Annotated in this window: 10 protein-coding genes; 6 read left to right on the plus strand and 4 right to left on the minus strand. The window is 59.6% G+C overall.

Annotation, left to right across the window (positions count from 1 at the left end; genetic code table 11):
* Positions 1–160 precede the first annotated feature (160 nt).
* The 3 genes from B5D49_RS12775 to B5D49_RS12785 all read right to left on the minus strand — a co-directional run bounded on the left by B5D49_RS12775 (position 161) and on the right by B5D49_RS12785 (position 4,039).
* Positions 161–1,186 (minus strand): elongator complex protein 3, encoded by a 1,026-nt coding sequence (locus B5D49_RS12775; protein ID WP_078718101.1) that lies wholly within the window; start codon positions 1,184–1,186, stop codon positions 161–163.
* A gap of 36 nt (positions 1,187–1,222) precedes the next feature.
* Positions 1,223–2,350, minus strand: coding sequence for a DegT/DnrJ/EryC1/StrS family aminotransferase (locus tag B5D49_RS12780; RefSeq protein ID WP_078718102.1), 1,128 nt, complete (start codon positions 2,348–2,350; stop codon positions 1,223–1,225).
* Positions 2,351–2,602: 252 nt separating this feature from the next.
* The gene (locus B5D49_RS12785) at positions 2,603–4,039 is read right to left on the minus strand and encodes a WD40 repeat domain-containing protein (protein ID WP_078718103.1); all 1,437 of its coding nucleotides are present in this window, start codon (positions 4,037–4,039) and stop codon (positions 2,603–2,605) included.
* 167 nt (positions 4,040–4,206) lie between these two features.
* Between B5D49_RS12785 and B5D49_RS12790 the strand changes: the two genes are divergently transcribed.
* The 3 genes from B5D49_RS12790 (at position 4,207) to B5D49_RS12800 (ending at position 6,616) form a co-directional block, all read left to right on the plus strand.
* Positions 4,207–4,629 (plus strand): universal stress protein, encoded by a 423-nt coding sequence (locus B5D49_RS12790; protein WP_078718104.1) that lies wholly within the window; start codon positions 4,207–4,209, stop codon positions 4,627–4,629.
* A 183-nt stretch (positions 4,630–4,812) separates the two neighbouring features.
* Positions 4,813–5,976, plus strand: a complete 1,164-nt coding sequence (locus B5D49_RS12795) for a DegT/DnrJ/EryC1/StrS family aminotransferase (protein WP_078718105.1) — start codon at positions 4,813–4,815, stop codon at positions 5,974–5,976.
* A gap of 16 nt (positions 5,977–5,992) precedes the next feature.
* Positions 5,993–6,616: an acetyltransferase gene (locus tag B5D49_RS12800; protein ID WP_078718106.1), complete on the plus strand. Its 624-nt coding sequence runs from the start codon at positions 5,993–5,995 to the stop codon at positions 6,614–6,616.
* A 446-nt stretch (positions 6,617–7,062) separates the two neighbouring features.
* Here the strand turns inward: B5D49_RS12800 and B5D49_RS12805 are convergent, their stop codons facing one another.
* Positions 7,063–8,235 carry a homocysteine biosynthesis protein gene (locus tag B5D49_RS12805; RefSeq protein ID WP_078718107.1) on the minus strand — a complete coding sequence of 391 codons (1,173 nt, stop codon included), beginning with the start codon at positions 8,233–8,235 and terminating at the stop codon, positions 7,063–7,065.
* 228 nt (positions 8,236–8,463) lie between these two features.
* Here B5D49_RS12805 and B5D49_RS12810 point away from each other — a divergent pair, with 228 nt between their 5' ends.
* The 3 genes from B5D49_RS12810 to gyrB all read left to right on the plus strand — a co-directional run bounded on the left by B5D49_RS12810 (position 8,464) and on the right by gyrB (position 13,475).
* Positions 8,464–9,774: a DnaA ATPase domain-containing protein gene (locus B5D49_RS12810; RefSeq protein WP_234990742.1), complete on the plus strand. Its 1,311-nt coding sequence runs from the start codon at positions 8,464–8,466 to the stop codon at positions 9,772–9,774.
* Between the two features lie 135 nt (positions 9,775–9,909).
* On the plus strand, positions 9,910–11,070 hold the full coding sequence (gene dnaN / locus B5D49_RS12815; RefSeq protein ID WP_078718108.1) for a DNA polymerase III subunit beta: 1,161 nt from the start codon (positions 9,910–9,912) through the stop codon (positions 11,068–11,070).
* Entirely contained in the window at positions 11,070–13,475 is a 2,406-nt protein-coding gene (gyrB, locus tag B5D49_RS12820; RefSeq protein ID WP_078718110.1) for a DNA topoisomerase (ATP-hydrolyzing) subunit B, read from the plus strand. The genes dnaN and gyrB overlap by 1 nt, the downstream gene beginning before the upstream one ends.
* Positions 13,476–13,581: the final 106 nt, after the last annotated feature.

Consider the following 13,581-nt stretch of genomic DNA (forward strand, 5'->3'; position numbering starts at 1 on the left):
CTTTTCCTGCGGTCAACGATGAAAACGACTGCACCACAGGCTGCTCCAAAGAGGTGAGATGCTAGGCGCAAGAAAAATGCAAGGCCGACGCGTATATCTAATACGCGAGGATTTGCAGTTTTCGCAGCAACGCCGCAGATGGCCTCTTTGGGGCAGCCTGTCAGGGGTGGAAGACAATAAAATCCCGCCCCCGCCAAGAGCGCAGGGTTACGCCCGCCCGTTGCCAGCAACGCCGCAATTCCGCGCGGTGGCCCATGATTTCTCCGGAAAACCGTTGCGGATACCGCAACAGCTTGGGACCATCGCCCAACGGCAGAGCCATGGTCCGCACATGGTCAAACAGCGCCAGGGAGCGCACCATCTGCCCCAGGGCCGGGTGCCACGGTCCATCCAACAGCGCGTCCAACAACGCAGGCTCCGGATGCAGCCCCACCCGCAGTATCGGAATGCAGGCCCGAAACAACGCCCCCAAAGCCAGCGCCAGTTCCTGACGGGTTCGGGTCAGACTCCAAGGGCGATAGCCTCCCTTTTGCCAAGTTTGCGCCAGCGGGGTTTTGTCGATGACCACACACGGGTAGAGCCGCACGCCTTGCGGAGCGAGCCGAACAGTCTGTTCCACGTCGTTTTGGAAAATTCCTGGGAGGTCGCCGGGCAAGCCGGGCATGAGCTGCACGCCCAGGTCCAAACCGGCCTCGCGCACGTTGCGGCAGCCTTGCAGCGCCTGGGCCGCGGTGTACCCCCGGCCCGAAGCCAGGAGCGCTTGGTCGTTGAAACTCTGGATTCCCAATTCCACCACATCCAGCCCCATGTCCCGCAGGGCGGCGAGTCGGTCCGGGGCAACGGTGTCGGGCCGCGTGGAGCAGCGTACCCGCCGGATCAGGCCCGTGGCGCGATGCCGAGCAGCCAATTCCAAAAACCGTTCGGGCCAGGGGGCGGGCAGGGCCGTGAACGTGCCGCCAAACAGGGCCAGCTCCAGGCTGCGGCGCGGCCTGCGCTGCTCCTCCTGCTCCAGGTCGCGCTGTAATGCGGCATGCATTTGTTCCAGGGGGCGGACCCCCTGGCCGGTTTGCCGGTCCTGGCCGCAGAACACGCAGCGGTGCGGGCAACCCGCAAAGGGAAGAAACACGGGCCACGTTTGTGGCCCGCGTGGTTTGGTCTCAGGATGGGGAAAGCGTCGCCACCGCATGGAATGAACGCTCCGGCGCCATGGCGCGCTGTTTGATCAGCCCAGCAGGGCCGTGCACACGGCGTCCTGATCCGCCTCGCTCAGATAAGGCGACATGGGCAGGGCAAAGATGCGCTCGCCCACGGATTCACTCACGGGCAGGTCGCCGCGCTTATAGCCCAGGTCGGCATAGGCGGTCTGAAGGTGCAGGGGAGTGGGGTAATAGATGGCCGATGGCACGTCTGCCTGGCGCAATTGGGCCTGAAGGGCGTCGCGGTGGGCGGAATCCTTGGCCTGCACCGAATATTGCGCCCAGACGCAGAGCATGTCCTCGGGAATCAGGGGCAGAACCAACCCGCTTTGGGCCAGCTTTTCATTGTAGCGCCGGGCCACGGTCTGGCGGACTTGAATTTCTTCGGGGAAAATGGCCAGCTTGGGCAGGAGCACGGCGGCCTGGATGGTGTCCATGCGGGCGTTCAGGCCGATGCGTACGTTATCGTATTTGTCCTCTCCCTGGCCGTGGACCCGCAGGGACTGCATGATATCCTGCAATTCATCGGAATCCGTGAAGCACGCGCCGCCGTCGCCATAGCAGCCCAGGGGCTTGGCCGGGAAAAAGGAGGTGCAGGCGATGTCGCCCAGGGAGGCGGTCTTGACGCCCTTGTATTCCGCGCCAAAGGATTGGGCCGCGTCCACAATGACCCGCAGGTCGTTGGTTTCGGCAATCTTCAGGATGCGATCGTAGTCCGCGGGCAGACCAAAGATGTCCACGGGCATGACGGCGCGGGGCGTCAGCTCGGGCCGGGCGATGCGCAGATCCCGGATGGCGGTTTCGAGCCGGGCCGGATCCAGGTTATAGGTCGCGGGATCAATGTCCACAAACACGGGCGTGGCCCCGGTGAGCACGATGGTTTCGGCTGTGGCCATAAAGGTGAACGGCGAGGTGAACACCGCATCCCCCGGGCCGATGTTCAGAGCCATAAGCGCCAAAAGCAGCGCGTCCGTTCCCGAACCGCAGGAAAGGGCGTGGCGGGTTCCGGCAAAGGCCGCGGCCTTGCTTTCAAATTCCGCGATTTCCGGACCCATGACATAGCGTCCATGCTCCAGCACGTTGCGGATGTTCTGGTCCACTTCTTCCTGAATGCGTGCATACTGGGATTTCAGATCAATGAAGGGAATGCCCATGGTGATATCCTTCTTACGAGTGCTTGCGGACCCCGGACAGGATCGGGTGTTGCGGGTTTCGGGGGAAGCGTCCATCGGCTGCCCAACGGCACGGCACAGCGCGTTGCTTGGTTTTTGCCAAAAATTCCCAAAGGAATGGAGGGAGTTATACCATTCTTCGCGTTGTGCGCTACGTCTTGTCACAGCCCGTGGCCGGGACTTGTTTGCCCTTTTTGCTATCGGTTTTCCCGTGCGGAAGCAAGCGGGGCGGGTCTACGGAAAGTCCGGCGGCGGCAACACAGGTGCCCATTCCACGGCTTCGTCCGAAAGAATGGTGCGGCGCTCGGGCAGATGATCCGGCAGGGGGCTGAACTGGTCGGGCTGCTCCGCGCGCATCCACCAGAGAAACCGTCCCACACCCGGCACACTGCGGCAGAGCAGCATATCGTGATCCCATTGAAAAGCCCGGTCCGTGAGCATGTAGCAGTTGTCCTCAAGGCAGAAATTGCCCTTGGCATTGACGCTGACGCGTTGCCATCCCGAGGCGCACGGTTCGGCCGCGTCGCCCGCGTCCGGCACCAGGGTACGGTTGAGAAGACCGGTTCGGCTGTCGTACAGCCGCACCATGCCGTCCAGATCGCGCACACGGATCAAATGCCGCTTTGGGCAATGGCGCACGTCGAATTCCGGGTACCCGGCATACTCCGCGAGATGCGGAACATTGCCCCAGGTGGTGTAGCGCAGGACACCGTCATCTAAAAAAAACTGCGCCATTTTCCGGCTGAAGGGTACCTGGGTTCGGGTTTGCAGATCCCAGGCGAACCGGCGGCCCGCTGCCGTGGTCAACACCAGATAGCGGCCCTGAAACCGGGCCTGGGCAAAAGGACCGCCCCGGGCCTGGAACCGATCCATGATCCGGGCAGCGGGATTGCTTTCCCGGGCGTTGATCAGGGTGATGCGTCCCTGGGGCGAAACACTGAAGAGCATACCGCCCTCTGGACCAAATCCCAAGGCCAGTACGGTTCCCCCGAGGTCGGCCAGAGGCTTTGGCTCCTGGCTGGGCGAGCCGAACCAGATCCGGCCCGCATCATCGGCCAGCGCCAGGAAACGACCTCCCGAAGACACGGCCATGGTCTGCACCGGCGCAGGCACGGCCAACTCCTCGGTCCGCTCGCATCGGCGCACGTCGTAGACATAGACCACATCCCGGGCCTGGCCCTGCACGGCCAGGTAGGGGGAGTCCGGCCGCCAGGCCATGTTGCGCACCGCACCAGGAACCGGAAGATCCGTTCGCGCACAGGAAAACGCGCCGTACACGCGGATCTGCCCGTCCCGGGTGCCAAGGGCCAGGGCGGAACGCGAACCCTGGAAATCCGAAACCTGGGGCGCCAGATCCAGGGTGGCTGGACCATGGGAAAAAAGGTGGTATCCCGGGCCATAGCGACCGGTGCCGTCGGCGGTTTCCAGCAGCGGAACCGAGGGTTTATACAGTTGGTTCAGTCGAAACGCCTGGGCATCGCGCACCGTGGCCAAATATTGCGGCAGGGTCAGCCCCTGGTAGGCATTTTCCGCATCCGGCATCGGCCTGGCACATGCTGCGACCGCCAAAAACATGGCCACCCCGAGCCAAAACCGCAAATAACGCCATCCAGCGGCAAAACCATGCGGAACCATGGCAGGACCGGTTCCAGTGCAACTTTTTTCGACCATGCGTGACCTGTACTCCAATCCGGTCCGGGCTGGCAACTTTCCCCCTGGTCCGCTTGCCCGGGATGCATCCTGCTGGTATTGCATTGCTACGAATTGCGGATACGCGACCGTCCGTCCGGCGTTGCCGGACATGGGCCGCGCATCCGAGCAACCAACGGAGAAAAGAAATGCAGATCAAGACGTTGCTGTTACCTGTGGATGGTTCCCCCTGCTCGGACCGCGCCGTGAACTATGCTCTGGGATTTTGCGAATTGGTACAGGCCCGACTGGTACTCCTGCACGTCCACAAGGCCGTGCCGCAGACCCTGGGCAAGCCCAATTTCGATGAGGCCATGGATCGTCTGCGCAAAGAGGCCCAGGATGTTCTTCAACCCTATGAGGACATGCTCGCCGAAACCGCCGTGGAATACGAAAGCCGCATCGTGAGCGGACCAACGGCCGAAGTGATCTTTGACGTGGCCAAGGCGGAATCCTGCGACCTGATCATCATGGGATCCAAAGGCAAGAGCGATCTGGAAGGGCTGATGGTGGGCAGCGTGACCCACAAGGTGCTGCACGTGGCGCCCTGCCCGGTGCTGGTCATCCACTGACCCTGGACGACCGGCGGGCAACGGCGTATAGCCACGCCAGGAAAACAACGGACCGCGTTTTCTTCCGCCCGGCAACAAAGGGCGTTCCCTCCCGGAATACACCCAGGAACACGCCCGTGCGCAGGGACGAATACGCGATCCATAACTACATGATTTTCGGTACAGCCTGGAGAACGCACAATCATGCCTGTCCGACCCAAAGAGCGCTTCCTTGTCTTCGGCTCCCCGCGCATTGAGGAAGCCGAGGTGGAGGAGGTCGCCGGGAGCCTTCGCAGCGGCTGGCTCGGCACCGGTCCCAAAGTAGCCCGGTTCGAACGCGATTTCGCCGCATATAAGCAAGTCAACCACGCCGCGGCCTTCAACTCCTGCACAGCCGCGCTGCACCTCAGCCTGGTGGCCCTGGGCCTGGAACCGGGCGACGAGGTCATCACCACCCCCCTGACATTTTGCGCCACGGTCAACGCCATCATCCACGCGGGCGGTGTTCCCGTGCTGGCGGACGTGGATCCCGTGACCATGAACCTGGATCCCGAGGCCGTGCGCCAACGCATCACACCGCGCACCAAGGCCATCCTGCCGGTACACTTTGCGGGCCGCCCCTGCGACATGGACGCGCTGCTCGCCCTGGCCGACGAATACGGGCTGCGCATCGTGGAAGATTGCGCCCATGCCATTGAATCCACCTACAAAGGCCGTGCCTGCGGCACGTTCGGGGATTTCGGCTGCTTCAGCTTCTACGTGACCAAAAACGTGGTCACCGGCGAAGGCGGCATGGTCCTGGCCCGACGCAAGGAAGACCTGGACCGCATCAAGGTGCTCGGCCTGCACGGTATGAGCGCGGACGCCTGGAAACGCTTCGGGGACGAGGGATATAAACACTACCAGGTGGTGGCCGCCGGCTTCAAATACAACATGATGGACATTCAGGCCGCCATCGGCATCCATCAGCTCAGCCGCGTGGAACGCTACTACGAGCGGCGGCAACAGGTCTGGAACGCGTATGACCGCGCCTTTGCGGGCATGCCGCTGACCACGCCCGCTCCTCAGGAAACCGATACCCGCCACGCCCTGCATCTCTATTCCGTGCTTGTGGATGAGGCGCGCACCGGCGTGAGCCGGGACCGCTTCCTGCAACGCATGACCGCCGAAAATATCGGCGTGGGCGTGCATTACCTCGGCTTGCCGGAACAACCATATTATCAAGAACGATTCGGCTGGCGGCCCGACGATACGCCGCACGCCACGCGCATCGGTCGGCAAACCGTAAGCCTGCCCCTTTCGGCCAAGCTTACGGACACGGATATTCAGGACGTAGTTGAGGCGGTGCATATCGCCCTGGAATCATGACCAAAGGGGACAGGCAATGAAGGTGGTCATCATCGGCGCCGGGGGACACGGTCAAGTCGTGGCCGATATTCTTTTTCACATGTGGACCAAGGGTCGCGACCTGGAGCTGGTCGGCTTCGTGGATGACGATCCCGAACGCGAAGGCACAAGCGTGCTCGGACTGAAAGTGCTCGGCCCGGTGAACAAACTCGACCACATCGGGCATGAAGCCGTGATCGTGGCCCTGGACGACAACCGCGCACGGCTGGAAATGACCGAACGACTGGATGACGAACGCATGATCAATGCGATCCATCCCTCGGCCGTGCTCGCGCCGGACGTTTCCGTCAAGCCCGGGGGCGTGGTCTGCGCCGGAGCCGTGATCAATCCCGGCACCATCATGGAACGCGGGGCCATCGTAAATACCGGAGCCATCGTGGATCATAACTGTACCCTGAACGAATTCAGCCATGTGGGTCCGGGCGTGAACCTGGGCGAGGGCGTACACGTCGGACAAGGCACCCTGATAGGACTCGGTGCCAGCCTGATTCCCAAACTGCGGCTGGGAAACTGGTCCGTGGTCGGTGCCGGGGCCGTAACCACCCGGGATGTCCCAGACTCCGAAACCTGGGTCGGCGTTCCCGCACGAAAATTGTCCTGAAAAACGGCCTTCGGCGACCAGGGGGAAAACCTTTCTGAAGAAAGGTTCTTCCCCCTGGACCCCCTTTCCAAAGACTTTTACCGGCTCCAGGCCTGCGGCCTGTCGCGGGTAGCCCCCCCCTTTCTTACATGATCTATTTGTTTCCCCCTCCCAAAGCAAAAGAACGGCCGAAGCCGTTCTTTTGCTTTGGGGCGCACCGTTGCCGCGAGTTTTGGGAGGGCGGAGCCATCCCGGAAATCGCGGCAACATGAGATCACGCCGCCGCGCTGCTGCGTCTGACCACCCCCGGACGTCCTCTCAGCCCACGCCCCCGGCCGCGCGCAAGCGCGAGACCGGTAAACGGGGGTCCAGGGGGCCGCGGGCCTCCTGGTCGCCGAAGGCATGCTTTTTTCTCTCGTTCTCCTGGTGCGGACGTCCGGAAGAACGCCACAACATACTATCGTATTTTAAATAAAGCACTCAATTTCGTCCACGGGCTGACTGAGCAGGAATTTTCCATCCATGATCCAGCGTTTCAGCTCATTGGCCACTTCCAGGGACATTGGGTGTGATGTAACTGGAATAGATGGAATTTTTCGTCCATCCACCACAATTTCCCCGGACATGAGTTCTTCGAGTGTCACGTGTCCGAGCACGCGAGGCACCCCATTGGGATAATCATATCCGTAGTCGCGCACGGGCATTTGGATATCCGCGTTGGACACGCCGGTATGCCAGGCGATTTCCTCGTTGAGGATGGGGATGGGGATTCCCACGCCCACATTGAGGGAGGAACCGTATCCCACCACGGACACGCCACGCAGGTAGCGGGCGTTCATTTGTTTCATATCGCCCTTGACCATCAGTGTTCCGGCCGGAGTGGTCGGAATGCCGTATTCATTGCGCGGCGGTTTGGGATTATGCTGTGTGCCTGCGCCGATCACGTATCCGATGCCGCCGGCCAGGAAGATGCGTGTTCCCATGCCAATGGTCTTGAACAGCGGATCGTTGAACAGGGGCGAGAGTGCGCCCGAGGTGGCGAAGTTGGCGTTGCGCGACTTGGGCTTGAGCGGTCCCATGTATGTATAAATGGTCCGGCTGGTCAGGTTCACGGCGCAATTGTAGTTTTGGTAGCAGTTGCGCGGGTTGATCAGCCAGGCATTGGGCAAATCGGCCAGGGTCACGTCTTTATCGAGCTTACGGCGCGGATAGCAATCCGTACCATAGGCGCGTGCCTTGAGGTGTACGGCCTTACCGCGCACAAGGTCTTCGATGACGTGTCCGCCGCCGTAGACGAAGCGGCCGGGGTGGACCTTGTTGAGCGGGTCATCCTCGGCAGGCTCTGTAGCGCCCAGGAAGGCATCCACAGCGGCCAAACCGCTATAGGCCGGGACCGTATTCATCCAAAGCTCGGAAACTTTCATCACGGGCGGTTCCTGCCCGATATTGAAGAGCATGCCCGAGGAGCACATGGTGGAGAACGTGCCGGTGGTGACAACGTCCACTTCCTTGGCTGCCTTGACCTTGCCCAGACGACGGACTTCCGCGGTCATTTCCTCGGCATTGAGCACCACCGCCTTGCCCTTACGGATGCGCTCGTTGATTTCCTGAATGGTTTTATTGACCTGATGCGTGGCCACGGATACCTCCGTTGAAACGAATGCTTGGAAAGACTCCGATAGTGTCCCAAATCGCTCCCAAACGCAATTTTTTTCCTGAATGGGTCGGAACGCGCCCGGTCCGCCCTTGGCTTGGGCGGGTTTTTGAGCTATATAATGATACGTTCCGGCGCGGCCCGAAACGATGTGGTTCGGGCCTTTTTTTCGTTTTGCATTCCAATAACATACTAAATCAAAAAGAATCCTGCCTTGAGCGACAGACAAGCCCTTCGCGACCACCTGCTGCAAACCTGCTCCGAAGAGGAGCTTCAGCGCTGGTTCGACCCATTGCAAGTGACCATTCAGCCCGGGGAACGCCGTGCCGTGGTGGTGTTTCCACACGGTTTTTTCGCGCGCTGGTTCGAGGGAACCATCCAGGAAAAATTCGAGGCGCAGCTGAACGGCTTTTTGGACGGTGAATACACGATCCGCTATGAATCCCCGCGCAACGGCGCCAAAGGTTCGCGGACCATGGAATCCAGTACCAAGGCCGTGGGCTTTCCGTTCGACTCCAAATTCATCTTCGACACCTTTCTCGTGAACCGGAAAAACTACTTTCCTCTGGCCTCGGCGCGGGAGGTCACCAAGCAGACCGGCACCCTGTTCAACCCCTTCATCATCTGCGGGCAGAACGGTTCCGGCAAGTCTCACCTTATGCGCGCCATTGCCAACGAGATCAGCAAAAAGTCGGATCCATCCAGCGTGCTGCTGCTCTCCATGGACGAGCTGAAGAACCTCTACAGCACCACTTTTGGCGGCGATGTGTTCCGGGCGCGCAACCATATTTTCGGGTTTGACTACCTGTTTGTGGACGATTTTCACCAGATCCAGAAATACGATGGTATGCAGCAGGAAATGGTCATTGTTTTCAATCATTTCCATGACCGCAAAAAACAAATGGTCTTTTGCTGCCAGGGCAAGCTTTCCGCCCACGACTATCTGGATCCGGTGCTGCTTTCCCGGCTGGAATGGGGGCTGATGGTCAGCCTCAAGCAGCCGGATCTGGAAGTGCGCATCGACTACATCCGCGAGCAGGCCAAGCGGAAAAAACTCCAACTTTCCAAAGAACAAATCCTGACCCTGGCCCAGCGATTCAAGGACTTCCGCTACCTCCAGGGTATCCTGATCAAGCTGGTGGCCTTCCGCGAGCTGGTACGCAAGGATCTTTCCAAGCGGGACTTTGAGCACATCCTCAACAACACTGAGGAAAAAACCACGGAAACGCTCAAATCCGGGCACATCATCACCCTGGTGGCCGACCATTTCGGGGTCAGCGTCACGGATATCAAAGGCGCAAAGCGCCACGCGCACATTGCCCAGGCCCGGCAGGTTTCCATGTACCTGTGCAAAAAACTGCTGCCGGTTTCGTACCCGGCCCTGGGCCGTGTCTTTGGCGGCAAAGACCATTCCACGGTGCTGTATTCCGTCAAAAAAATGGAACAACTCCGGGAAGATGATAATGATCTGAACAACCTGTTGAAAGAGCTGAAGAGAAAATGTCTCCTTTATGGCCGGGAATGAACCAACGCTGGATCATGTGCGTGACGTTCCTTGTGAGCAACATGAATTGTATAAAAATTAAGTAAAAAATACGGACTGTTATTGTGGTTAGGAACCAAGTGACAGCCCTTATAAAAAGAACAAGGAGTCTTCTTTATGTTCTTAAGAGTACAAAGAGACGAAATCATCGAAGGCCTGCAGAAGTCGGCCAACATCATTCCAGCCAAAACCGGGGCGGCGTTCCTGCGGACTATCTGGCTGAAATGCGAGGATGGAAGGCTCAATATCATGTCCACGGATTCCAATTTGGAATTCTGCGGATCCTATCCGGCCCAGATCGATGAACCCGGTCTTGCCGGAGTGCAGGGGCGGGCCTTTTACGAGCTGGTACGCAAGCTGCCTTCCGGGGAACTGGTCATCAAGTCCGACGAGGGCAAACAGAACGTGCTCGTGGAACAGGGAGCCAGAAAATACAAACTCCCGGTCAACGACGAGGAGTGGTTTCAGAAATTTTCCGCCTTCCCGGATGAGGGGACCGTGTTCTGGTCCGGGGATTTCCTGCATGAGATCATCGACAAGATCGCCTATTGCATCAGCGACGAGGATTCCATGGAGGCCATTGCCTGCATCTACTTCGCCCGGGCCAAGAACGGGGACAAGGCCATTGAGGTCTGCGGGTTGAACGGTCACCAGTTCGCCATGATCAAATTCGTGAACGATGATATTTTTGAGCTGCTGCCGGAAGAGGGTGTGCTCATCCAGAAAAAATATCTGGCCGAGCTGAAAAAATGGCTCACCGCGGATGAAATCGAACTGAACATCTCTGAAAAGCGGTTGTTTTTCCGCACGGGCGACGGTCAGGAAACCTTCAGCCTGCCCCTTTCCTATTACCAGTATCCGAACTACAATAACTTCTTGTCCAAGTTGGGCGAGGACAACGTGTCCCGCCTGCAGGTGGACCGGGCCGAGATGATCAACTCCCTGGAGCGCATCTCGATTTTCAATACCGATTCCAACCGCTGCACCCACCTCATGCTTCAGCCTTCGGAAGTGGTGCTCTACAGCCAGGGCCAGGAGACCGGCACGGCCACCGAGTCCATGGAATCTCAATATAGCGGCGATATGGAGCGCATCGCGTTCCCCACGAAAAACCTGATCGAAATTCTCAGTCACTTCGGTTCGCAGAACGTGGAGATGGTGCTCACCGGCAGTGAAGCGCCCTGCGGCATTACCGGGCCGGACGACGCGGATTATCAGGTCATCCTCATGCCCATGATGATCCAGGAAGAGACCTACTATACCGAGGAAGACGCTTAATGACCGAACAGAGGAACGGCGGATATACCGCCGACAGCATCACCATTCTTGAGGGGCTTTCCGCAGTCCGTAAACGCCCGGCCATGTACATCGGGTCCACGGACGGGCGCGGCCTGCATCACCTTGTGTACGAGGTGGTGGACAACTCCATTGACGAGGCCATGGGCGGCTATTGCACACGCGTAAAGGTGCAGCTGCACATGGACAATTCCGTGACCGTCACGGACAACGGCCGCGGCATCCCCGTGGACATGCATCCCAAGGAAAACCGCCCCGCCCTGGAAGTGGTCATGACCACGCTGCACGCGGGCGGCAAATTCGACAATGATTCGTACAAGGTTTCCGGGGGTCTGCACGGCGTGGGCGTCTCCTGCGTGAACGCCCTGTCCGAGTTCATGGAGGCCACGGTGCGCCGCGACGGCAAGACCTGGCGCCAAAAGTACGAGCGGGGCGTGCCGGCCAGCCCGCTGGAAGAAATCGGCGAGTCCACCAGCACCGGCACCGCCATCCGCTTCCGGCCCGACGAGGAAATCTTCGAGGTCAACCAGTTCGACTACAACATCCTGCGCAAACGCCTGCAGGAACTGGCCTACCTCAACTCCGGCCTGCGCATCGAATTCATTGACGAGCGGAGCGGCGAGTCCGAGTCATTTTTCTTTGAAGGGGGCATCCGCTCCTACATCAAGGACATCAATTCCTCGCAAAACACGGTAAGCGATGTGATCCACGGCCAGGGCGAATCCGATTCCGTGCTCACGGAATTTGCCGTGCAGTACAACACCGGATTCAAGGAAAACGTCCTCACCTTTGCCAACAACATCCGCACCGTGGAGGGCGGCACGCACCTGGCCGGCTTCCGCACCGCTCTGACGCGCGCCCTGAACAATTACATCGCCAATGCGGACCTGCCCAAAAAACTGGCCCGCAAGGTCTCGGGCGAGGATGTGCGCGAGGGACTCACCGCCGTGGTCAGCGTGAAGCTGCCCATGCCCCAGTTCGAGGGGCAGACCAAGACCAAGCTGGGCAACTCCGAGGTGAGCGGCATTGTGGCCGGACTGGTCTATGAAAAACTTTCCCAGTTTTTTGCGGAGAACCCCAAGGACATCAAGGCCATTCTGGAAAAGGTCATTGATGCGGCCCGGGCCAGGGACGCGGCGCGCAAGGCCCGCGATCTGGTGCGACGCAAGGGCGCCCTGTCGGACAACGCCCTGCCCGGCAAGCTGGCCGACTGCCAGACCAAGAAAGCCGAGGAATCGGAAATCTTCATTGTTGAGGGTGATTCTGCGGGCGGCTCCGCCAAGCAGGGACGCGATCCACGGTGTCAGGCCATTTTGCCCTTGCGCGGCAAGATTCTGAACGTGGAAAAAACCCGCTTTGACAAAATGCTTTCCAACAAGGAAATCCGGGCCATGATCACGGCCCTGGGTATCGGCGTGGGCGAGGAGGAGCAAAAGGATTACGACAAGCTCCGCTACCACAAGATCGTTATCATGACTGACGCCGATGTGGATGGATCGCACATCCGCACCCTGCTGCTGACCTTCTTTTTCCGGCAGTATCCCGAGCTGATTGATCGCGGCCACCTCTACATCGCCCAGCCGCCGCTCTTCCGCGTACATAAGGGCAAGTTCGAGCGGTTCATCAAGGACGAAACCGAGCTGAACGACTTCCTTCTGGGCAGCATCAGCAAGGATCTTATCGTGCATTCCCCCAGCGGGTTCGAGTACGCCGGAGAACAGCTTGTGGAATTCGCGGACCAGATCCGCTTCGTGCGCTCCAAGGTGGCGGACGCCGTGAACATGGGCATTGAGGAAAACCTCTTTCTCCACCTGCTCGACAGCGTGAACCGGCTTTCCTTCCGTTGGTTCGAGAAGGAAGAGAATGATCCTGAGGCCTTTTTCGCGGACATGGGCGAACGCGGATACACCGTGCGCCTGGAGAGCGAGCGCGAGGAGGAAGCGGAAAAGGACCGCGCCTTCATCGTGTTTGAAAACAAGAACGGTCACCGCACCCGGCTGCCCATGGAATTTTTCAATTCCAAGCTCTACCGCCATGCCTACGACGCCAACCGCAAGCTTATGGACGAGTGCGGGGGAACGGACTTTGAATTGCGTCGCGGCGAGGAACAACACGAAGTGAGCGGGCTGTTCGAGACCCTGGAAACCATCCTGAACCTGGCGCATCGCAGCTTCCAGATTCAGCGCTACAAGGGTCTGGGTGAAATGAACCCGGAACAGCTCTGGTCCACCACCATGGACCCGACCAAGCGAACCATGCTTCAGGTCCAGGTGAACGAGCTGACAGCCGCCAACGACATCTTCCAGGATCTCATGGGAGACAACGTGGTGCCGCGTCGGGAATTCATCGAACGCAACGCCCTGGCCGTGCGCGAGCTGGATATCTAGTCGGCGGACGGTATTTGCAATAGTCTGTTAATCGGGGGAACGCTGTTCTCTTGCCAGAGAGAGCCGCGTCTGCGGGCCAGACCCGTATTCCACCCAATGGAGGATA

It is taken from the genome of Paucidesulfovibrio gracilis DSM 16080, from assembly GCF_900167125.1.
Classification (GTDB): domain Bacteria; phylum Desulfobacterota; class Desulfovibrionia; order Desulfovibrionales; family Desulfovibrionaceae; genus Paucidesulfovibrio; species Paucidesulfovibrio gracilis.